Consider the following 17754-nt stretch of genomic DNA (forward strand, 5'->3'; position numbering starts at 1 on the left):
CCGGTGAAATTTTAATACCTGTGAAGATGCAGGTTACCCGCGACAAGACGGAAAGACCCCATGGAGCTTTACTGCAGCTTGATATTGAATTTGGGTACGATCTGTACAGGATAGGTGGGAGCCTAAGAAGCATGAGCGCCAGCTTGTGCGGAGGCGACGTTGGGATACCACCCTGATCGTATCTAGGTTCTAACCTGGGTCCGTGATCCGGATCGGGAACAGTGTCAGGCGGGCAGTTTGACTGGGGCGGTCGCCTCCTAAAGAGTAACGGAGGCGCCCAAAGGTTCCCTCAGAATGGTTGGAAATCATTCGAAGAGTGCAAAGGCAGAAGGGAGCTTGACTGCGAGACAAACAGGTCGAGCAGGGACGAAAGTCGGGCTTAGTGATCCGGTGGTACCGAATGGAAGGGCCATCGCTCAACGGATAAAAGCTACCCTGGGGATAACAGGCTTATCTCCCCCAAGAGTCCACATCGACGGGGAGGTTTGGCACCTCGATGTCGGCTCATCGCATCCTGGGGCTGAAGTAGGTCCCAAGGGTTGGGCTGTTCGCCCATTAAAGCGGTACGCGAGCTGGGTTCAGAACGTCGTGAGACAGTTCGGTCCCTATCTGTCGCGGGCGCAGGAAATTTGAGAGGAGCTGTCCTTAGTACGAGAGGACCGGGATGGACGTACCGCTGGTGTACCAGTTGTTCCGCCAGGAGCACCGCTGGGTAGCCAAGTACGGAAGGGATAAGCGCTGAAAGCATCTAAGCGTGAAGCCCCCCTCAAGATGAGATTTCCCAATTCAGTAAGACCCCTTGTAGACGACGAGGTAGATAGGTTCGGGGTGGAAGTGCAGCAATGCATGCAGCTGACGAATACTAATCGGTCGAGGGCTTAACCATAATACCCAGGAAAGTGACGCAAGGCTTCGAAGCATCTTCCGATTACTTTTCGGGGAGCCCCAAACCACTTGAAGGGAACTAAAAGAACAAAGACTTTACGTACGTTTCGCTGCTAGTTTTCAGGGAATAAACACCCTGAATTGAATATGATATTCCCTGATAGCTCAGTTGGTAGAGCACTCGACTGTTAATCGAGTTGTCACAGGTTCGAGTCCTGTTCGGGGAGCCATTTATGGAGAGGTGTCCGAGTTTGGTCGAAGGAGCACGATTGGAAATCGTGTAGGCGTCACAAGCGTCTCAAGGGTTCGAATCCCTTTCTCTCCGCCATAAGTTTGGCCCGTTGGTCAAGGGGTTAAGACACCTCCCTTTCACGGAGGTAACAGGGGTTCGAATCCCCTACGGGTCACCATTTCTATGAAACTAATATACATGATTTTCTTTTGACTTTACATTAAATAAAGAATATAATGAAAATCTGATTCCTTCTATGGAGGCTTAGCTCAGCTGGGAGAGCATCTGCCTTACAAGCAGAGGGTCGGCGGTTCGATCCCGTCAGCCTCCACCATAGAACTTTTTAACGACGCGGGGTGGAGCAGCCCGGTAGCTCGTCGGGCTCATAACCCGAAGGCCGCAGGTTCAAATCCTGCCCCCGCAATATTACTTCCTATCGCAAAGTAAATTCATCATGGATGGATACATTTACTTTGCGAGCACTTATCCTTTGGGATGATATTATACGGAGCTGTGGTGTAGAGGCCTAACATGCCTGCCTGTCACGCAGGAGACCGCGAGTTCGAATCTCGTCAGCTCCGCCATTTAATTTCAATCATGTAATGTAAGGCTCGGTAGCTCAGTCGGTAGAGCAGAGGACTGAAAATCCTCGTGTCGGCGGTTCGATTCCGTCCCGAGCCACTTTGTTAGTTTAATGCAGATGCCGTTGTAGCTCAATTGGTAGAGCAACTGACTTGTAATCAGTAGGTTGGGGGTTCAAGTCCTCTCGACGGCACCATGCAGCATTCCTGGAGGCTTAGTGAAGTGGCTAAACACGGCAGACTGTAAATCTGCTCTCTACGAGTTCGGTGGTTCGAATCCATCAGCCTCCACCACTTAAATACAGGGGCATAGTTTAAAGGTAGAACAAAGGTCTCCAAAACCTTTGGTGTGGGTTCGATTCCTGCTGCCCCTGCCAAAGTATTCAATATGGCGGTCGTGGCGAAGGGGTTAACGCACCGGATTGTGGCTCCGGCATTCGTGGGTTCAAGTCCCATCGATCGCCCCATTTCATATTGGGGATTAGCCAAGCGGTAAGGCAACGGACTTTGACTCCGTCATGCCTAGGTTCGAATCCTAGATCCCCAGTATTCTTTTGCGGAAGTGGCTCAGCGGTAGAGCATCGCCTTGCCAAGGCGAGGGTCGCGGGTTCGATTCCCGTCTTCCGCTCCATTTATTTTATGGCGCCATAGCCAAGTGGTAAGGCAGAGCTCTGCAAAAGCTTTACCCCCAGTTCGAGTCTGGGTGGCGCCTCCACCTTTTTATAAGCCGGAGTGGCGGAATCGGCAGACGCACAGGACTTAAAATCCTGCGGTAGGTGACTACCGTACCAGTTCAAGTCTGGTCTTCGGCACCACCAAATGTGCGTATTATGTGCCCTTAGCTCAGCTGGATAGAGCGTTTGACTACGAATCAAAAGGTCAGGAGTTCGAATCTCTTAGGGCACGCCATTTCAATCAAGTTTCTACATTAGCCGGTGTGGCGGAATTGGCAGACGCGCGCGACTCAAAATCGTGAGGGAAACCGTGGGGGTTCGAGTCCCTTCACCGGCACCATAAGTATCTTTACTGCCGTGCGCGTATGGCGGAATTGGCAGACGCACTAGACTTAGGATCTAGCGGGAGACCGTGGGGGTTCAAGTCCCTCTACGCGCATACCTAAAAAGCTCATTGATCTTAAACGGTCTATGAGCTTTTTTCATTGCTGCGGGTGGAAGGGCAGCCCCACTACGGTGAATCGCAAGAAGCTGTAGAGCTTCGAATCCGTAATGCCGACGGTAATATGATGGTTTGCCGGTCTTCGTCCGCTCTGTCTTTGATTCGATTAATGAGCAATTGAATGCCCATGCTGCCAAATTGATATGCGGGCTGTGAAGCGACAGTGAGAAATGGATCAATTGCGGATTCCTCGCCCAGATCGTTAAAACAAGCCACGGACATATCTCCAGGCACCTGCAGCCCTTTGGCTCTAAGAGCCCGGAGGGCGCCCAGCTCGATAAAGTTGTTGCCCGCAAAAAGAGCAGTAGGCGGAGTCGGCAGGCTTAGAAGCTCTTTAATATGAGCCTCGTCTTGATGAGAGGTATATCCAGCCTCCACAATCAAATCGGGATCTAAAGGGATATCGTTTAATTTTAGCGTTTGTAACCTGTTAGTCGGTCGCGTGAAGTAGAGATGTTCCGGGAACCTTGGATGCATGCGATTCGTCTATGCCCCAAGCTGGTCAAATGCTCGACCAGGCGGCGAGCGCCATCCCTGCTGTCTCCCAATACCCTGTCGCAATCGATCCCCGGTACTTCTCTATCCAGCAATACAAAAGGAATATTATGCTTCTCGAGCATTTTTAAATGATCGTACGACTGGTCTCCCGAGGGAGCGAATAAAACTCCATCGACGCGGGTTGATAGGATCATAGATACTTATTCTTTTTCCTTTAGGGTGTTCTCGTCGCTGTTGCCAAATAATAATCTGTACCCCTGACGCATCGCTGCATCCTCGGCCCCTCTGGCGAGCGTCGTAAAAAACGGATTGGTAATGTCCGTAATTAATAGGGAAAGAATCTGCGTTTGCTGCAGAACGAGACTTCGGGCTGCCGTGTTCGGGACGTAACTTAATTCTTCCATTACTTTGCGGACGCGGGACCTCGTCTTTTCGCTGATTCGGCCTGTGTTATTGATAACTCTGGAAACCGTCATTGCGGAAACGTCGGCTTGTTTGGCGATATCGTATATGGTAACCATGATGTGTTCATTCCTTTGAAAAACCTAATATTTTGCCTGCTCTGATTGTAGTGAAAAATGAATTGACAGCAAGTAAAGATGTTGTTATTTTGGTGTTATCGATAACTCTTTATGGAGGTGATAGAGATGGCGGACGAGATAAGGGCAGGCGCAGAGGCACTTGTAATGGATAACAAGGATCATGTAGCGACGGCGTTAAAGGATATGGAAGCAGGACAAACGATTGCTTATCGTTCGGGTGACGAGGTTGTGGAATTGAAACTTATGAATGCGGTTCCATTTGGTCACAAGGTGGCCATACAGCAGATTTCGGCGGGGACGAAAATCCGTAAATATGGTGAGGTCATCGGAAGAGCTACCACTGATATTGCGGCAGGCGAGCACGTACACGTACATAATGTGGAAGGGATCCGCGGACGCGGGGACCAGGCTAAGGAGGCCCTGAAGGTATGAGTACGATTCTTGGATACAGAAGACCCAACGGAGATATAGGGATCCGCAATCATTTGTTAATTATTCCAACTGTTATATGCGCCAATCAGGTATGTACGCGGATCACGCAAATGGTTCCGGATACGGTAGCGATTCCGCATCAGCACGGATGCTCTCAGATCGGAGCGGATAAAGATCGGACGTTTGATGTATTGGCGGGCACAGGAAAGAACCCAAACGTCGGGGGCGTCATCATTATTTCTCTTGGCTGCGAGGTTGTGGATCCAGTGGCTTTGGCTGAAGCGATAAAGTTAACAGGCAAACCTGTTGAGGTCTTCGATATCCAATCCGTCGGCGGCTCGGTAAAAGCCATTCAGCACGGAGTGGAGCTTGCCCGCAGGATGAAACAGCAGCTGGATGCGGAGCAGAAGGTTCCGGTGCCGCTGAGCGAACTACGGGTGGGAGTGAAGTGCGGGGGCTCGGACGCTACGTCAGGGCTTGCTTCGAACCCGGCGCTGGGTGCGGCGGCTGACTCGTTGATCGGAGAAGGCGGAAGCATCGTTATTGGAGAAACGACGGAAATTATCGGCGCGGAGCATGTTCTGGCCGAGCGCTGCAGAACGAGTGAAATTAAAGACCAACTTTACCATATCGTTGACCGTTTTGAAAAAGAAGTGGAGCGGATGGGAGCGGACATGCGCGGAGGAAATCCGAGCCCGGGCAACATTGCCGGCGGATTGACCACTATTGAGGAGAAATCTCTGGGATGCATCAGCAAGTGCGGGACCGCTCCGATTGAAGGCGTAATCGAGTACGCTGAATTGCTGCCGGGTAAAGGCTTGTATTTCATGGATTCACCGGGCAATGACATCGAGTGTGTATCGGGAATGGCCGCTGGAGGAGCCCACATTGTGTGTTTCACAACCGGAAGAGGAACGCCTACCGGTTCCGCGGTGATCCCTGTTATTAAAATTACGGGAAACAAAAGAATGTTCGACCGGATGTCGGACAATATGGATGTTGACGTCAGCGCTATGCTCGAAGGGACCTTGTCGCTCCAGGATGCGGGGAACCGCATCTGGGAGGAAATCAAAGAGGTGGCGAACGGAAAGCTGACCAAAGCGGAGGTACTGGGCCATCAGGAATTCAGCATTAACCGCATCGGGCCGAGCTTGTAAGCTGGACTATGGAATGTAGATCGGTTATTGTCTCGCAATGTTGATAGATGCGCGAGAAAGAAATTGAAGCGAATCCGATGAAAAGTTTTTTTAAACCCATTGGAGAGGGAACTATCCGGTGGGTTTTCTTATGTGTAAATAGGCAGCAGCTTTAATAAGGCTTCGAATATTTTTTGGGCCGGGGAAGCTCCCGGTACTTTGTCTCGTGCGAGCGGCGGCATGTACTCTTCAGGCTTTTTTCAGTAGAATAAAGGGGGAAGAACAATATAGAGAAGAGGCGCTGACATGTCAAAAAATAAATATTGGCTGATCGGACTGGGTACACTCTCGTTTATTGCCGTAATTACGATTGGTTTGCTGCTCCTTTCCCCCTCTCGAGACAAACAATCGCAGAAGGCGTCGGCTCCAGCCCCAGCCCCAGCGGAAAACGGAAGCGGTCCGGTATCGAAACCGCAGGAACCTGCTGCCAAGCCTGAAGCGGGAACCTCCGCAGGAAGCGGAAGCACACCGGACAATGGCGTGGCAGGAGGCCCGAGCAAAGCAGGCGGCGCCAGCGGAAGTGCTGGGCGCTCGGCGACAGAGGATAACAAGGCGGGCGCAGCCCTGCCGTCCGGAGGGAAAAAGCCTGCAGCAGAGCAAGGCGGAAGCGTTTCTTCTCCGGAGATTACGCCGGAGTATGCGGGTACTTTTATCAGCGATGAACAACATCGACTGGAAGGAAAAGCCATTATCTATACTAAAGACGGCAGGAAACTTGTAAGGCTGACCGATTTCAAAGCAGACGCCGGAGCGGAGCTGCATGCCATTTTGACGAAAAAGGGAGCTAAAGCCGCCGAAGGCAAGGACCTGGGTAAAATCGCCGCGAATGAACCGGTACAGGAACTGGAAATATCGGCATCCGCAGATTTTAATCAGTTCAACCAATTGATTCTGTACAATCCGGCTTCCAAAACGGAATATGGAAGAGCTTCGCTCGATAAGTTTTAGACGGAACCGAGGGCGAACGAGCAGCGTTCAGGAGGGAGAAAATGAATAAAACCCCGAGCAGATTTACTGGGCTTGAAGTGACCCCAAAAAGTTAGACACTATTTAGTTATGCTGCCTTCAAGGCATGAGTTCGGTACTGCACTGGGCTCATGCCTTTTAGTTTTGTCTTAATTCGTTTGTGATTATAGTAGTTGATGTATTTTTCTAGTTCCACTTTGAACTCTTCAATACTCTCGAATTCCTGTGTATATAAGAATTCGGATTTTAAGATGCCAAAGAAATTTTCGACAACGGCATTATCGTAACAATTTCCTTTGCGTGACATACTTTGAGTAATCCCTCGTTCCTTTAACGCCTGTTGATACTTACGCATTTGGTAATGCCAGCCCTGATCGGAATGAATCAGAAGTGTATCGGCTTCATTCAAACGTTCAAACGCTTGGTCCAGCATCCTGGACACAAGAGAATAGACTGGGCGAGAATCAATGGTATACGTAATAATTTCCCCGTTGAATAAATCCAACATAGGTGAGAGATATAGCTTCTCGCCAAATAGATGGAATTCAGTAATGTCCGTTACCCATTTCCGATTTGGTTTTGTTGCATGAAAATCTCGATTTAGTATATTAGGTGCGATTTTACCGACGTTCCCTTTATATGAACGATATTTTTTCATTCGAACTGTACATTTCAACCCAAGTTCACGCATAATGCGCTGCACCTTTTTATGGTTTACTAGGTGCCCTTCATTGTGCAGTTCATCTGTAATACGACGATAACCATAACGACCCTTGTGTTCATGATAGATGGCTGTAATGCGGGCTTTTAAGTCTGCATCTTTATCTCGTCGACCAAGTGTACTTACCCAGTAATAATACGTGCTACGTGGAATCTGAGCCAGTTGAATGAGTGAAGTAATGGGGAATTCTAGCCTTAGTTCAAATATTACTTGCGCTTTGTCTTGCTTCGTGATTTTTCCTTGTTTTGAACTAAGGCATTCAACTTTTTTAGGTAGGCGTTCTCCATTCGAAGACGCTCTAATTCTGCTTGTAGTGCTTCGACCGAACCTTCAACTTGAGTCGATTTCTTTGTTTCTTTTTTCATGGATGGACGCCCCTTTTTCTTTGGTTCTAGGGCGTCTTCACCTCGTTCTTCCAGAACTCTTTTCCACTGTAGAATGGTCGCAGGCGCTGGAATGTTATAAGTCGCGGCGGTTTCTAAAAGAGACGTCCCTGATTCGTTCATAAAATTCAGTACGTCCATTTTAAACTCTTTTGAATAGGTTGTATACCTTGTGACCAAGCCTTCCATGCCATGCGCTTGATAAAGGGACACCCATTTTGCAACAGATTTGTGATCCACGCCTATACGTGCTCCAATTTCCCTATACGATTCTTTCCCTGTCAAATAAGCTTGTACTGCTTGGAGCTTCTCTTCCGCACTAAATTTACCCATAAAAAAACTGCACCTCCAACTGTTAGTGGTGTCTAACAATTGGGGTGCAGTTCACTTCGGGGTTTTGGGCTTATATAAGGGATTACCAGCAGAAAGTGCGGACGATGATTACAAGCAGTATGAAGAGAACCAGGATCGCTGCAGCGGAGCCGTGCCAGCCGCCAACAACAGGGCCGCCTTTTCCGTGATGAGGATATCCGTAACCTAATGTCATGAAAATAACCTCCTTTGAATGTAATGAAATTTTATTGAAAGAGGATCTTAGTACACGCCATAGCAAAATCCGGCCAGTATAATTACCAGCAAGATAAACAATACAAGAATCGCTCCAGTGGAGCCGTATCCAACACCCGCTACTCCAGTCATTTTCAACTTCCCCCTTCCCTCAAGGCTTAATACACGATATTCCCATTCGCCTTGCTTTGATTGGACATTCGCCTGTTCCCGTGTGTCGATCAACGACAAAATTCACACGAGTCCACCTGGAGTGGACAGGACATTGGTCGGCATAATGCGATTTCGCTGAGGGGGAAGTGTGAATGAAAGCTTTCCGGGCACGCCTGTGTACTTCGTGTTACCAACGCTCTTTGATCCCGCGGGCCACTTATTTGTCGGATTTTTTCTAGAAAAGAGGGCTGAGTTTGAATTTTTGGATAAACGGCTGAAGGTCGACCTTTAGCTGCAGCAGCGCCGGTTTATTGTCTACGGTAAACACAAGCAGCTTGGGATCGACTGCCTCGGGCGATTCTATAAACAGGAATACGTCCTGGATCTTTTCCCGTACAAGCGGTAAAGAAGCGGCCACCGGAGGATCAAGCGGAATCCGGATGACGAGGCCGCGCTTCGGTTCCACCGAGACCTGCGGGACCATGCCTGTGACGCAAGAGAGCCAGCTGCGGGCCTGCTGCTGCAACTCTTCGGAATTGTGCATGGTCAGGACGACCTGCTCTTTGGCCACATTGAAAACCTGTACCTGCCCCTTCGGCTGTGCGCTAACGGTCAGCGGGAAGGACAACGCCATAACCAGCAAAAGCACGCAAAATCTGACAATATTCGTATACATTGGTTTCATTGCTATCACCTCATGGCTAACTTTCCCTGAATGGCTACCTTTTATAAAGGGCGTCTTTATTATGGGGAATTCCGCTGTGCGGAGCCTCAGGTCGGACGAGCGGCTGGACTTAAGTCCAGGTCGAAAAACCACCTTCGGTCTGTTTTAGAAATATGCGCAAAATCCTATTATAAATACATAAGCAAAACATCCAAAAACGTTTGGATAAACAAGAAAGGCGGTGAACAGGGCGAATGAAAAAAAACAGCGGTTGGCCCCTGCTGCTGATCGGAGTCGGAGCATTGATCGTGCTTCATCAGGTCGGCATTCATTTCGGGCATTTTGCAGGGACCTTGATGAGCTACCTCTTTCCGGCTGCACTTATCGCTCTCGGTATTTACGGCATTAAAAGAGGCAGTTTTTTCGGTTGGATCATCACTGTGGCGGGTTCAATCATGCTGCTGAACAAGCTCTCCTGGTTATTGATCTTAATCGCCGGGGCAGCGGTCATCTATTACGGAATCTCGCTGCTCAAAAAAGGCGGCAGAAGCAAAAAGCATACGATGGATATGAGGTGGAATGAACGATGAGCATGTTGAAAAGAGTAAGGGACATTACGATGGCGAGCCTGAACGACAGGCTCGAACGCTGCGAGGATCCGGTCAGGGCGATCGATCAATACCTGTACGACCTGGCGGAGCAAATCCGCCAGTCTGAGAGCTTGCGGCGCCAGTGCGCAAGCCACGCCGAGGTTATGCTTCGCGAATACAGCGAAGCCGGGCAATTGAAGCTGAAGCGCGAGCAGCAGGCGGTCCTCGCCCTGAAAGTGGGCGAGGAGGAGCTGGCGAAGCTGGCGCTGCAGGAGAAGCTGCAGGCGGAGGAGAGAGAGGAGCGCTATAAAGCGCTCTACGACGACAGCGCCGCCAGCTTGAGCGACGTGGAGGAGCGGCTCGAGCAGCTGCAGGCCGACTACCGCGAGGTGGCGGGCAAGCGCAGTTACTACGCCGCGAGGCTGGAGTCGGCGAGGCTGCAGAAGCGCGTGAGCGAGCAGGCCGGAGCGGGACGCGGCGGTTTGTCCGGTGCGTTCGACCGGCTGGAGGAGCGCGTGTCGTATATGGAAGCGGAGAGCCGTTCGCTGCGCGATTTGCGCAGTATGACCGCCGAAGCGGTTCACGGAGCCGGCAGCCTGCTGAGCCAGGCGCTGGAAGCGGAATTGGATAAGCTGCGCAACAAGCTGGAAGGAGCGAACAAATCGCAATGAACAAATTGTACCGTTCAAGAACAGACTCGAAATTAATGGGTTTATGCGGCGGTTTGGCGGAGAGTTGGCATGTGGATTCCAACCTGCTTCGGCTGATTGTTGTAGGAACGGCCTTTTTTTCAGGCGGCACCGTTATCCCGCTGTATTTTATAGCGTCTGTCATTATACCTAAAGAGCCGGTGTTCCATGATCTCTACGGCCCTAATCCGGGAGGCCCTCATGGGGGTCCATATGGAGACCCGTACGGCCCTCAATACGGTCCGCACGCTAACGGAAGTTACTGCGGATGGAAGCAGAGAAAGCATGAATGGAAGAACGAGTGGAAGAACGAATGGAAGCAGCGCAAGCATGAATGGAAAGACGAACTGAAGCAGATGAAACACGAATGGAAAGATTGGAAAAAGGGAGGCTTCGGCCAAGCCGGCTCCCATGAAGGAAATCCATACGCAGGCGGGCATTCCTCTTACAATCATCCGCCGCAAGGCGGGCCGGCTCCGGACGCTGCAGCGAAAAAAGCGGATCTGGACGATATGATGAAAGATTTGGAAACGAAAGCGATGAAAAAAGAACTCGAGGAGCTGCGCGCCAAGCTGGCCCAATACGAGAACAAAAAAGGAGACCAATAAAATGGGAGTATTTTCGAGATTAAAAGACATGACAAAGGCATCCATCAATGAGGTGCTTGACCGAGTGGAAGACCCGATCCTTATGCTGAACCAGTATCTCCGGGACATGGAAGCGGAAATCGCACAGGCAGAGGTTACTGTAGCGAAGCATATGGCGTCTGAGCGCATGCTGAAGCAGCAGAAGGACGAATCGGCCCGAATCGCCGCCCGTAAAGAAGCCGCCGCCGAGCAGGCACTGAGAAACAACCAGGAAGCCGCGGCAAGGCAGGCGTTGGAAGAAAAACTCTATTACGACCAAAAAACGGTGGAGTACAATGAGCTTCACGCCCAAGCGTCGCAGCAGTCCCAGGAGCTGATCGCACAGCTTCATGAGATGAAAGACGAATTCTACAAGCTGCGCAATAAGCGCAACGAACTGATCTCCCGCGCCCAGCTGGCGAAGGCCAAAAAACAGATGGCGCAGGTGACAAGCTCGCCTGTCATTGAAGGAGGCCACGCGTCCCGCGGTTTCCACCGGATGGAAGAGAAAATCGTCCGTTTGGAAGCGGAAGCTGAAGTGGCCCGCAGGCCTAACGTATACGGCAGCCAGGCAGGCGGCGTAAATTATGCTCCCGTTGACCCTGTAAAACAGAGCAAGATCGATGAGCAGCTTCAGCTGTTGAAGCAAAAAGTAGGCGGACAGAGCTCGGAAGCCGGCGGAAACAACTAAAGATTGAGAGACGGATCAGATTTCGCTATGAGAGCCCTATAAAATATGATATTCTACACATTAGGGATAAAAAGCTATAGGGCAGTACCACCCGCCTTTATAGCTTTTCTTTTCTGTACAGGTGGTGGAAAGGAGGCGCGACATGGACAAAAACGAAACCACTACCTCAAGCCGCAATACTGCCCTTGTTCTGGCCGGAGCCGGGATTTTTCTGCTGATTAATCATTGGGTAGACAGTGTTTTTACCATGGCCGCGCTCCTGCTGATAGCACTAGGTGTCTATAATATACGCGGCTCGTCCCGGAGCAGAGGCTTCATATGCCTTTTTACCGGCGTGCTGCTGTTGATTGGCAGCGATTTTTCCTTTCCGATTTTCCTGATTCTGACGGGGGTTGGACTGTTTTATCATAGGTCGAAAAAAATTCCCAAGGACAGTTCCTTTCAGCAAAAGCACAATTTCGTCAACAGTGTCAGATGGGGGAAGGAACCTTGGGTCGTGAAAGATATATATTATTGGCACATTATCGGAGAAATCCGCATGGATCTGACCACCGCTATTCTGGAACACAAGGAAACTACAATTATTGTCCAAGGAATTGTCGGCGACCTGGACATCATCGTTCCGGATTATCTCGCGGTGGAAGTGAACGCTTCCCTTGCGGTGGGACAGATGAACGTGGGGCCTCACAGGGAGGCCGGTTTCATTAACAAGACGGTGTGGCGCTCTCTGAACTACGAGGCAGGCGAGCAGAAAGTGAAACTTGTCATTGGTTATCTCGTAGGAGATATTGATGTAAAAGTGATGTAAAGCGCAAAGGAGGATCGGGGAGCCATGGCAAAAGAGAAAAAGAAGCTCACCAACATGGTGTGGCGCAGTATGGGCGAATCGATCCTCTTTTCTATCACCTTATGCGCAGGGCTTGTATACACTTTGTATTCGTACGGTTACATAGCAGGCTTCGAAACATGGCTTGAGCTGGTGAAGAGAGGGGCCATGCTGCTGGTCCTGGCGGCGGGTGTAGGGGCGGCTTACGGCTATTGGTACAGCAACGGGACGAAACAGCGCCTTGAGATGCTGGGCGACATTATGCTGCTGCTGGAAAAGGGCAATCTGTCGCGTAGAGTCCCTTATTTGGGCGAAGATGAAGTGGGCCGGCTCGGCGACCAGCTCAATGCGATATCGGGCAAGTGGGAGGAGCAGGTGTCCACGCTGCAGAGGCTGTCGACGAACAACGCGCAGCTCGCGGAGAAAGCGAAGCTGTCGGCCGTCGTCGAAGAGAGGCAGCGATTGGCGAGGGATCTGCATGACGCCGTGTCCCAGCAGCTGTTTGCGATATCGATGACCGCCACGGCAGTCGGACGGACTTTGGAAAAGGACTACGACAAAGCGGTCCGGCAGATACATCTAATAGAGGAGATGGCCGCGGTGGCCCAATCCGAGATGAGGGCTCTGCTGCTGCATCTTAGACCCGTTCACCTGGAAGGAAAAAGGCTGTCACAGGGCGTGATCGAGCTGCTTGAGGAGATGCGGGCCAAGGTGCCGATCGATATTTCTTGGGAAATGGACGATGGCATCCGGCTTGCAAAAGGTATCGAGGACCATCTGTTCCGGATCGTCCAGGAAGCGCTGTCCAACGCGCTGCGCCATTCGAAGGCGAGCAAGCTGGAGGTCAAGCTGCAGCATCCCGCGGATTCCGTGCGGCTGTCTATAAGGGACAACGGAGTAGGCTTCGATTTAGAGGCACAGAAGCACGCTTCCTATGGTATAGTTTCCATGAAGGAACGCGTCAGTGAAATTGGCGGATCGTTGCAGATCATTACGGCTCCCGATAAAGGAACGCGGATTGAAATCCGGGTGCCGATCACTGCGGAAGGAGAAGACGAGCATGGAACAGTGTATCAAGGTACTTCTGGTCGATGACCATGAAATGGTCCGCATCGGCCTCGCTGCCGTTCTCGGAACGGAGGAAGGAATTGAAGTGGTCGGCGAAGCCAGCAACGGACTGGAGGGCATTCGTCTTGCGCAGGAGTACCGGCCCGATGTGGTACTGATGGATCTTGTGATGGATGGGATGGACGGGATTGAAACGACGCGCGCGTTAATGCAGATCATGCCCGAGTGCAGAGTGATTGTGCTGACCAGCTTTCTGGATGATGAGAAAATGTATCCGGTGATTGAGGCGGGCGCTTTCAGCTACCTGCTGAAAACGTCCCGGGCCACGGAGATCGCCAACGCAATACGGGCAGCCGCTAACGGACAATCGATCCTGGAGTCTCAGGTGGCTTCCAAAATGATGAACAGGCTGCGCCAACCGAAGCAGGCTGCCGCCGCCCACGATGAGCTGACGGAGCGGGAAATGGAAGTTCTCCGGCTGATCGCCGCAGGCAAATCGAATCAGGATGTGGCGGGCGAGCTGTACATCGGCATCAAGACGGTAAAGTTTCACGTGACCAACATCCTGGCCAAGCTAGGCGTGGAGGACCGTACTCAGGCAGCCATTTATGCGCATAAGAACGGCTTGGCGAACTGATGGAACGGGACCATCATTGACTAGGCCGCTCCGCGGGCCGTACAATGTATGGAAAGTAATTCGATCAAAGGGGTACGGGAAGCCATGAGCGGAGCGCAGGCGGTCGTTATTCTGCTGGTCATTGTGATCAGTATTGTTTTCCTTCAGTTTGTCGGCAAAAAATATAAAAAGTAAGTAAGCCCCGTAATAGCGAACCCGCAGCTCCCGTCATAGGATAACAGGAGAAAGGTTCGGAGGCGAATTTGATGATACGAATGCGAATCCCCCGTTTGGACGATGGGGCTATATTTAAGCTGGTCATGCAGGAGCTGCTGCCTCTTGTCCAGTTGCATAAGCCGTGGACACAATTCAGCATGCCGGAGCTGAAAGCGCGCCTGAAGCACCAGACAACGTTTACGGTCAGCGCCTCAAGAGGCGCGGCGTTCGGTTTTGTCACGGTGAAGTCGAACCAGCGCGTGCTCAATATCGATATGCTGGCGCTGGATCCGAAATATCATAAACGGGGGTACGGCAAGGCCCTCATGCTTGCTGCGGAAAAATACGGCGTACAGAAGGGCTGCAACCGGGCCGTCCTCTCTGTCGATGAGCCGAACCGCAATGCCCAGGGCTTCTACAGTGCGCTGGGTTATCAGGTCCAACAGTTTGCGCCAGATATGAACTGCTATATTATGAGCAAGCCTTTACAGCAATAATTACACAGAAAACCAAAGCCCCGGTGAGTCCGCAGCTTTGGTTTACTAATTTCTTTCGGCTACACCGTGAGAAGGAACAATAGTGCGATAAAAGCTATGTCAAAAGTGAGCCGGCGAGGAACGAAAGGGCCGTCCGCACCGAATCCGAAAGGCGGAAATCCGGATAAATCGGTTGCCGCATCTTTCTCCACGGATCCTTTTCCTTTGGTCTTTGATGGTTTGCCTGACTTCGCTGCTGCCTCTTCTTCGCCGAATACCAGATGGCCGTTCTCAATGCCTGTCAGTACACCGACAAACTCGCTTCCGTCTCTCAGACACAGCAGAACGGTTCGACCGACTAACGGTCTGCAGCTGTCTTCACTGATCGGATGGATTCTTTGCATTTATAACACCTCCGTATTGAGATTACTCTTTAGCCTATTCAAGGCGCCTGACCAAGGCATGGGCATCCGCCTATTCGCCGCCTGCCCATTTTGAGGAATGAAACGGCCGCCGGTTGAGCAACCTGATAGAGTGATTTTTTGCTTGCAGTCTTGAATGGCGCATGAAAATGCAGTATGGTAAACTAATATAAAGTCAGCTGATAACCTCTTGAACAAAAATAATACATAGAAAGAATGATGAATACATGAGTGGTGCTGTGTTTTTAATTTTCGGGGCAACCGGGGATTTGGCGAAACGCAAGCTGTTTCCAGCGATTTACAGCCTCTATCGCGAGAAAAAACTGACAGAGCAGTTTGCCGTCGTAGGCTTGGCGAGACGTGAGAGAACCAACGAGCAATTCAGGGAGGAACTTCTCCATTCCATACAGGAATTTGCACGCTATAAAGTAGAGGACGATGCCGATTGGCAGCGGTTTGCGCAGCATTTCGAATACATGTCCCTCGATATTAATAATGTCGAAGGATTCAGGGAGCTGAAGCAGCGCGTGGACCAGCTTGATATCAAATATCAGACCGAGGGAAACCGGCTGTTCTATCTGGCCCTCGCTCCCGAGCTGTTCGGAAGCGTGTCCTACAACCTTCGCGACGGCGGAATGCTTGAATCGGAAGGCTGGCACCGGCTGGTCATCGAGAAGCCTTTCGGGTACGACCTGGAGTCGGCCGAAAAGCTGAATGCGCAGATTCGCCAAGTGTTCGACGAGTCGGAAATTTACCGGATCGATCACTATCTGGGCAAAGAAATGGTGCAGAACATCGGCGTAGTCCGGTTTGCCAATGCTTTCTTCGAGCCGATCTGGAACAACAAATACATCGCTAACGTGCAGATCACGCTTGGTGAAACCGTAGGCGTGGAGGAACGGGGCGGATACTATGACCATTCCGGCGCGCTCAGGGATATGGGGCAGAACCATATGCTTCAGATGGTTACGATGATGGCGATGGAGCCGCCAAGCCGCCTGCATCCGGAGGATCTCCGCGACGAGAAGGTCAAGGTGCTGCGTTCGCTGAGGGTTTACGATTCTTCCGATGATGTAAGGGAGAACGTGGTGCGCGGGCAATATACCGAGGGAGCGGTAAAGGACAAGCCTCTGAAAGGTTACCGTGCAGAAGATAATGTAGACCCGGGCTCCAATACGGAAACGTACTTTGCCGCCAAACTGTATGTCGATAATTTCCGCTGGGCGGGGGTTCCTTTCTACATTCGTACCGGAAAACGGCTCCCGGTTAAGACAACGGAGGTCGTGGTGGAGTTCAAGAATGTTCCGGAGAATGCTTACTACGCACAGAAGCATGTGCTTCAACCGAACCTGCTGGTGTTCCGAGTCAACCCGCTGGAAGGCATTTATATGAAGATGAATGCCAAAAGACCGGGCTCCGAGGGCGATATCGTGCCGATTGCAATGGACTTCTGCCAAAGCTGCCAAGTGGGCCTCAACACTCCGGAAGCTTACGAACGGCTCATTTACGACGCCTCCAGAGGCGATTCCACTTACTTTACCCGTTGGGACGAAGTGGCTGCTGCATGGGAATTTGTAGACAAGATTGCCGAGGCGTGGAAAGAAACGACAGAGGATTTGGTTTTTTATCCGGCTGGTTCATGGGGCCCCATAAGGGCCGAAGAGCTTCTGGCGCGCGACGGTTTCACCTGGTGGCCGGTCAATGGACAGACGGAGAATAACGTCACGTGGATTATGCAGGAATAGACCGGGACCCGTTTCTTTTTCACACCGCTATACGATTCCCATACAACAAAAAAGCTCCGAAAGGAGCTTTTTTGTTGTATGGGAATCGTATGTACCTTTTTTGCCCCAGCCCTCTTTCAAACGAAATGACGCAGTGCTATACTCTTCGTACCAAAGAATACGTCAGCAGATACCTCTCAACAAATGTGGACCGGCTGACGGAATTTCTTTACAAGATGCTGGGAGAGAGGCGTGTTAAGCTAATGTCCAGAAGGGCTTTTATCAAATGGCTGCTTCTCCTGTCGGGTGTTGTGGTGGCGCCCGTTGCGGCATTTTTTAATCCATGGAGGTTTTTTAAACCCAAGGACTCGGATCTTGCTCCAGATGACATTCTTTCAATTGCTCCCAACGCGAGTGAACCGGTAGCGCCTGCGGCGGGCGGCTCTTTGTTTGCCTATTTCATTCTGAGCGATCTTCATGTTACAGTGGATGAGGAAGGGCCTTCCCGAAGGCGGAAGATGGCTTTGGAGGATATCAAACAACTGCAGACCTCCTGCGATCATGTTTACAGGCGATCTGACCGATTTTGCCAGGGACAACGATTATAAACAATTGAAAAAAATTCTCGGTTCCTACAAGCTGCCTCCACTGCACGCGAATATGGGAAACCACGAATATTATAGTATTTGGATAGATAAGAACGGCGCGTTTAAAAAGGCAACCATGCCGAACGGAAAGAGCGACGCGATGTCCCGCGCATGGCTGGATGAGGCGAATTGGACTGTTCCCCTTGTTAAGGTGTAAGTTTAGGATA

General features: G+C 51.0%; 22 protein-coding genes, 18 tRNA genes and 1 rRNA gene (1 of these 41 running past the window's edge). 33 read left to right on the forward strand and 8 right to left on the reverse strand.

Annotated elements, in window-relative coordinates; translation table 11 throughout:
• The 19 genes from ACZ5N7_RS18225 to ACZ5N7_RS18315 form a co-directional block, all read left to right on the forward strand.
• Positions 1–886 (forward strand): 23S ribosomal RNA (locus ACZ5N7_RS18225); it begins 2040 nt to the left of the window's first position.
• A gap of 153 nt (positions 887–1039) precedes the next feature.
• Positions 1040–1115, forward strand: a tRNA-Asn gene (locus ACZ5N7_RS18230).
• A gap of 5 nt (positions 1116–1120) precedes the next feature.
• A tRNA-Ser gene (locus tag ACZ5N7_RS18235) sits at positions 1121–1213 on the forward strand.
• Between the two features lie 7 nt (positions 1214–1220).
• Positions 1221–1295, forward strand: a tRNA-Glu gene (locus tag ACZ5N7_RS18240).
• An 80-nt stretch (positions 1296–1375) separates the two neighbouring features.
• Positions 1376–1451: transfer RNA gene (locus tag ACZ5N7_RS18245), tRNA-Val, on the forward strand.
• 16 nt (positions 1452–1467) lie between these two features.
• A tRNA-Met gene (locus tag ACZ5N7_RS18250) sits at positions 1468–1541 on the forward strand.
• Between the two features lie 83 nt (positions 1542–1624).
• Positions 1625–1701 (forward strand) — tRNA-Asp (locus ACZ5N7_RS18255).
• Positions 1702–1725: 24 nt separating this feature from the next.
• Positions 1726–1798 (forward strand) — tRNA-Phe (locus tag ACZ5N7_RS18260).
• 21 nt (positions 1799–1819) lie between these two features.
• A tRNA-Thr gene (locus tag ACZ5N7_RS18265) sits at positions 1820–1895 on the forward strand.
• A gap of 12 nt (positions 1896–1907) precedes the next feature.
• A tRNA-Tyr gene (locus tag ACZ5N7_RS18270) sits at positions 1908–1992 on the forward strand.
• A 9-nt stretch (positions 1993–2001) separates the two neighbouring features.
• Positions 2002–2075, forward strand: a tRNA-Trp gene (locus ACZ5N7_RS18275).
• 14 nt (positions 2076–2089) lie between these two features.
• Positions 2090–2165 (forward strand) — tRNA-His (locus ACZ5N7_RS18280).
• Positions 2166–2173: 8 nt separating this feature from the next.
• Positions 2174–2245, forward strand: a tRNA-Gln gene (locus ACZ5N7_RS18285).
• A gap of 9 nt (positions 2246–2254) precedes the next feature.
• Positions 2255–2329: transfer RNA gene (locus ACZ5N7_RS18290), tRNA-Gly, on the forward strand.
• 10 nt (positions 2330–2339) lie between these two features.
• Positions 2340–2413, forward strand: a tRNA-Cys gene (locus ACZ5N7_RS18295).
• Positions 2414–2424: 11 nt separating this feature from the next.
• Positions 2425–2513, forward strand: a tRNA-Leu gene (locus ACZ5N7_RS18300).
• 17 nt (positions 2514–2530) lie between these two features.
• Positions 2531–2607: transfer RNA gene (locus ACZ5N7_RS18305), tRNA-Arg, on the forward strand.
• 22 nt (positions 2608–2629) lie between these two features.
• Positions 2630–2712, forward strand: a tRNA-Leu gene (locus tag ACZ5N7_RS18310).
• 19 nt (positions 2713–2731) lie between these two features.
• Positions 2732–2811 (forward strand) — tRNA-Leu (locus tag ACZ5N7_RS18315).
• 72 nt (positions 2812–2883) lie between these two features.
• Here the strand turns inward: ACZ5N7_RS18315 and ACZ5N7_RS18320 are convergent.
• Genes ACZ5N7_RS18320 through ACZ5N7_RS18330 form a run of 3 tightly spaced genes read right to left on the reverse strand, consistent with a single transcriptional unit; the run spans position 2884 to position 3893 of the window.
• Entirely contained in the window at positions 2884–3252 is a 369-nt protein-coding gene (locus tag ACZ5N7_RS18320) for a substrate-binding domain-containing protein (protein WP_464659344.1), read from the reverse strand.
• Between the two features lie 35 nt (positions 3253–3287).
• Positions 3288–3566, reverse strand: a complete 279-nt coding sequence (locus tag ACZ5N7_RS18325; RefSeq protein ID WP_464656034.1) for a hypothetical protein — start codon at positions 3564–3566, stop codon at positions 3288–3290.
• A gap of 6 nt (positions 3567–3572) precedes the next feature.
• Entirely contained in the window at positions 3573–3893 is a 321-nt protein-coding gene (locus ACZ5N7_RS18330; RefSeq protein WP_464656035.1) for a LacI family DNA-binding transcriptional regulator, read from the reverse strand.
• A 126-nt stretch (positions 3894–4019) separates the two neighbouring features.
• On the opposite strand from ACZ5N7_RS18330, the gene ACZ5N7_RS18335 reads away from it, so the two are divergent.
• The 3 genes from ACZ5N7_RS18335 to ACZ5N7_RS18345 all read left to right on the forward strand — a co-directional run bounded on the left by ACZ5N7_RS18335 (position 4020) and on the right by ACZ5N7_RS18345 (position 6490).
• Complete coding sequence (locus ACZ5N7_RS18335; protein WP_464656036.1) at positions 4020–4346, forward strand: UxaA family hydrolase; 327 nt, start codon at positions 4020–4022, stop codon at positions 4344–4346.
• Positions 4343–5503: a UxaA family hydrolase gene (locus tag ACZ5N7_RS18340; protein WP_464656037.1), complete on the forward strand. Its 1161-nt coding sequence runs from the start codon at positions 4343–4345 to the stop codon at positions 5501–5503. Before ACZ5N7_RS18335 ends, ACZ5N7_RS18340 begins: the two co-directional genes overlap by 4 nt.
• Positions 5504–5788: 285 nt before the next feature.
• The gene (locus ACZ5N7_RS18345; protein ID WP_464656038.1) at positions 5789–6490 is read left to right on the forward strand and encodes a hypothetical protein; all 702 of its coding nucleotides are present in this window, start codon (positions 5789–5791) and stop codon (positions 6488–6490) included.
• Positions 6491–6596: 106 nt separating this feature from the next.
• Here the strand turns inward: ACZ5N7_RS18345 and ACZ5N7_RS18350 are convergent.
• The 4 genes from ACZ5N7_RS18350 to ACZ5N7_RS18365 form a co-directional block, all read right to left on the reverse strand.
• Positions 6597–7945, reverse strand: a protein-coding gene (locus ACZ5N7_RS18350; protein WP_464654521.1) for an IS3 family transposase whose coding sequence is annotated in 2 segments (ribosomal slippage) — positions 6597–7501 and positions 7501–7945 — 1350 coding nt in all. Because the reading frame shifts where the segments join, the coding sequence is not laid out codon by codon here.
• Between the two features lie 82 nt (positions 7946–8027).
• The gene (locus tag ACZ5N7_RS18355) at positions 8028–8159 is read right to left on the reverse strand and encodes a YjcZ family sporulation protein (RefSeq protein ID WP_464656039.1); all 132 of its coding nucleotides are present in this window, start codon (positions 8157–8159) and stop codon (positions 8028–8030) included.
• A gap of 47 nt (positions 8160–8206) precedes the next feature.
• A complete protein-coding gene (locus ACZ5N7_RS18360) occupies positions 8207–8311 on the reverse strand; it encodes a YjcZ family sporulation protein (RefSeq protein ID WP_464656040.1) in 105 nt (34 codons plus the stop codon).
• Positions 8312–8567: 256 nt separating this feature from the next.
• Positions 8568–9017, reverse strand: a complete 450-nt coding sequence (locus tag ACZ5N7_RS18365) for a hypothetical protein (protein WP_464656041.1) — start codon at positions 9015–9017, stop codon at positions 8568–8570.
• Between the two features lie 233 nt (positions 9018–9250).
• Between ACZ5N7_RS18365 and ACZ5N7_RS18370 the strand changes: the two genes are divergently transcribed.
• The 9 genes from ACZ5N7_RS18370 (at position 9251) to ACZ5N7_RS18410 (ending at position 14815) form a co-directional block, all read left to right on the forward strand.
• Positions 9251–9586 carry a LiaF transmembrane domain-containing protein gene (locus ACZ5N7_RS18370; protein ID WP_464656042.1) on the forward strand — a complete coding sequence of 112 codons (336 nt, stop codon included), beginning with the start codon at positions 9251–9253 and terminating at the stop codon, positions 9584–9586.
• The gene (locus tag ACZ5N7_RS18375; RefSeq protein WP_464656043.1) at positions 9583–10257 is read left to right on the forward strand and encodes a PspA/IM30 family protein; all 675 of its coding nucleotides are present in this window, start codon (positions 9583–9585) and stop codon (positions 10255–10257) included. The genes ACZ5N7_RS18370 and ACZ5N7_RS18375 overlap by 4 nt, the downstream gene beginning before the upstream one ends.
• A complete protein-coding gene (locus tag ACZ5N7_RS18380) occupies positions 10254–10883 on the forward strand; it encodes a PspC domain-containing protein (protein ID WP_464656044.1) in 630 nt (209 codons plus the stop codon). Before ACZ5N7_RS18375 ends, ACZ5N7_RS18380 begins: the two co-directional genes overlap by 4 nt.
• Before the next feature lies 1 nt (position 10884).
• Positions 10885–11592, forward strand: coding sequence for a PspA/IM30 family protein (locus ACZ5N7_RS18385; protein ID WP_464656045.1), 708 nt, complete (start codon positions 10885–10887; stop codon positions 11590–11592).
• 142 nt (positions 11593–11734) lie between these two features.
• Entirely contained in the window at positions 11735–12400 is a 666-nt protein-coding gene (gene liaF, locus ACZ5N7_RS18390; RefSeq protein ID WP_464656046.1) for a cell wall-active antibiotics response protein LiaF, read from the forward strand.
• 24 nt (positions 12401–12424) lie between these two features.
• On the forward strand, positions 12425–13513 hold the full coding sequence (locus ACZ5N7_RS18395; RefSeq protein ID WP_464656047.1) for a sensor histidine kinase: 1089 nt from the start codon (positions 12425–12427) through the stop codon (positions 13511–13513).
• A complete protein-coding gene (locus tag ACZ5N7_RS18400; protein WP_464656048.1) occupies positions 13479–14123 on the forward strand; it encodes a response regulator in 645 nt (214 codons plus the stop codon). The genes ACZ5N7_RS18395 and ACZ5N7_RS18400 overlap by 35 nt, the downstream gene beginning before the upstream one ends.
• A gap of 48 nt (positions 14124–14171) precedes the next feature.
• Positions 14172–14297, forward strand: a complete 126-nt coding sequence (locus ACZ5N7_RS18405) for a hypothetical protein (protein ID WP_464656049.1) — start codon at positions 14172–14174, stop codon at positions 14295–14297.
• Positions 14298–14368: 71 nt separating this feature from the next.
• Positions 14369–14815 carry a GNAT family N-acetyltransferase gene (locus tag ACZ5N7_RS18410; protein WP_464656050.1) on the forward strand — a complete coding sequence of 149 codons (447 nt, stop codon included), beginning with the start codon at positions 14369–14371 and terminating at the stop codon, positions 14813–14815.
• Between the two features lie 59 nt (positions 14816–14874).
• On the opposite strand, the gene ACZ5N7_RS18415 is transcribed toward ACZ5N7_RS18410, so the two are convergent.
• Entirely contained in the window at positions 14875–15198 is a 324-nt protein-coding gene (locus tag ACZ5N7_RS18415) for a hypothetical protein (protein WP_464656051.1), read from the reverse strand.
• Between the two features lie 245 nt (positions 15199–15443).
• Here ACZ5N7_RS18415 and zwf point away from each other — a divergent pair, with 245 nt between their 5' ends.
• The gene (gene zwf, locus ACZ5N7_RS18420) at positions 15444–16961 is read left to right on the forward strand and encodes a glucose-6-phosphate dehydrogenase (RefSeq protein ID WP_464656052.1); all 1518 of its coding nucleotides are present in this window, start codon (positions 15444–15446) and stop codon (positions 16959–16961) included.
• Positions 16962–17429: 468 nt separating this feature from the next.
• Positions 17430–17744 carry a metallophosphoesterase gene (locus tag ACZ5N7_RS18425; protein WP_464659346.1) on the forward strand — a complete coding sequence of 105 codons (315 nt, stop codon included), beginning with the start codon at positions 17430–17432 and terminating at the stop codon, positions 17742–17744.
• Positions 17745–17754 lie beyond the last annotated feature (10 nt).

Source organism: Paenibacillus sp. JCM 18996 (genome assembly GCF_055392555.1).

Bases quoted from the DNA above. Each gene is read 5' to 3' on its own strand.
- ACZ5N7_RS18325 (WP_464656034.1), bottom strand. From the start codon at position 3,566: ATGATCCTATCAACCCGCGTCGATGGAGTTTTATTCGCTCCCTCGGGA.
- ACZ5N7_RS18330 (WP_464656035.1), bottom strand. From the start codon at position 3,893: ATGGTTACCATATACGATATCGCCAAACAAGCCGACGTTTCCGCAATG.
- ACZ5N7_RS18335 (WP_464656036.1), top strand. From the start codon at position 4,020: ATGGCGGACGAGATAAGGGCAGGCGCAGAGGCACTTGTAATGGATAAC.
- ACZ5N7_RS18340 (WP_464656037.1), top strand. From the start codon at position 4,343: ATGAGTACGATTCTTGGATACAGAAGACCCAACGGAGATATAGGGATC.
- ACZ5N7_RS18345 (WP_464656038.1), top strand. From the start codon at position 5,789: ATGTCAAAAAATAAATATTGGCTGATCGGACTGGGTACACTCTCGTTT.
- ACZ5N7_RS18355 (WP_464656039.1), bottom strand. From the start codon at position 8,159: ATGACATTAGGTTACGGATATCCTCATCACGGAAAAGGCGGCCCTGTT.
- ACZ5N7_RS18360 (WP_464656040.1), bottom strand. From the start codon at position 8,311: ATGACTGGAGTAGCGGGTGTTGGATACGGCTCCACTGGAGCGATTCTT.
- ACZ5N7_RS18365 (WP_464656041.1), bottom strand. From the start codon at position 9,017: ATGAAACCAATGTATACGAATATTGTCAGATTTTGCGTGCTTTTGCTG.
- ACZ5N7_RS18370 (WP_464656042.1), top strand. From the start codon at position 9,251: ATGAAAAAAAACAGCGGTTGGCCCCTGCTGCTGATCGGAGTCGGAGCA.
- ACZ5N7_RS18375 (WP_464656043.1), top strand. From the start codon at position 9,583: ATGAGCATGTTGAAAAGAGTAAGGGACATTACGATGGCGAGCCTGAAC.
- ACZ5N7_RS18380 (WP_464656044.1), top strand. From the start codon at position 10,254: ATGAACAAATTGTACCGTTCAAGAACAGACTCGAAATTAATGGGTTTA.
- ACZ5N7_RS18385 (WP_464656045.1), top strand. From the start codon at position 10,885: ATGGGAGTATTTTCGAGATTAAAAGACATGACAAAGGCATCCATCAAT.
- liaF (WP_464656046.1), top strand. From the start codon at position 11,735: ATGGACAAAAACGAAACCACTACCTCAAGCCGCAATACTGCCCTTGTT.
- ACZ5N7_RS18395 (WP_464656047.1), top strand. From the start codon at position 12,425: ATGGCAAAAGAGAAAAAGAAGCTCACCAACATGGTGTGGCGCAGTATG.
- ACZ5N7_RS18400 (WP_464656048.1), top strand. From the start codon at position 13,479: ATGGAACAGTGTATCAAGGTACTTCTGGTCGATGACCATGAAATGGTC.
- ACZ5N7_RS18405 (WP_464656049.1), top strand. From the start codon at position 14,172: ATGGAAAGTAATTCGATCAAAGGGGTACGGGAAGCCATGAGCGGAGCG.
- ACZ5N7_RS18410 (WP_464656050.1), top strand. From the start codon at position 14,369: ATGATACGAATGCGAATCCCCCGTTTGGACGATGGGGCTATATTTAAG.
- ACZ5N7_RS18415 (WP_464656051.1), bottom strand. From the start codon at position 15,198: ATGCAAAGAATCCATCCGATCAGTGAAGACAGCTGCAGACCGTTAGTC.
- zwf (WP_464656052.1), top strand. From the start codon at position 15,444: ATGAGTGGTGCTGTGTTTTTAATTTTCGGGGCAACCGGGGATTTGGCG.
- ACZ5N7_RS18425 (WP_464659346.1), top strand. From the start codon at position 17,430: ATGAGGAAGGGCCTTCCCGAAGGCGGAAGATGGCTTTGGAGGATATCA.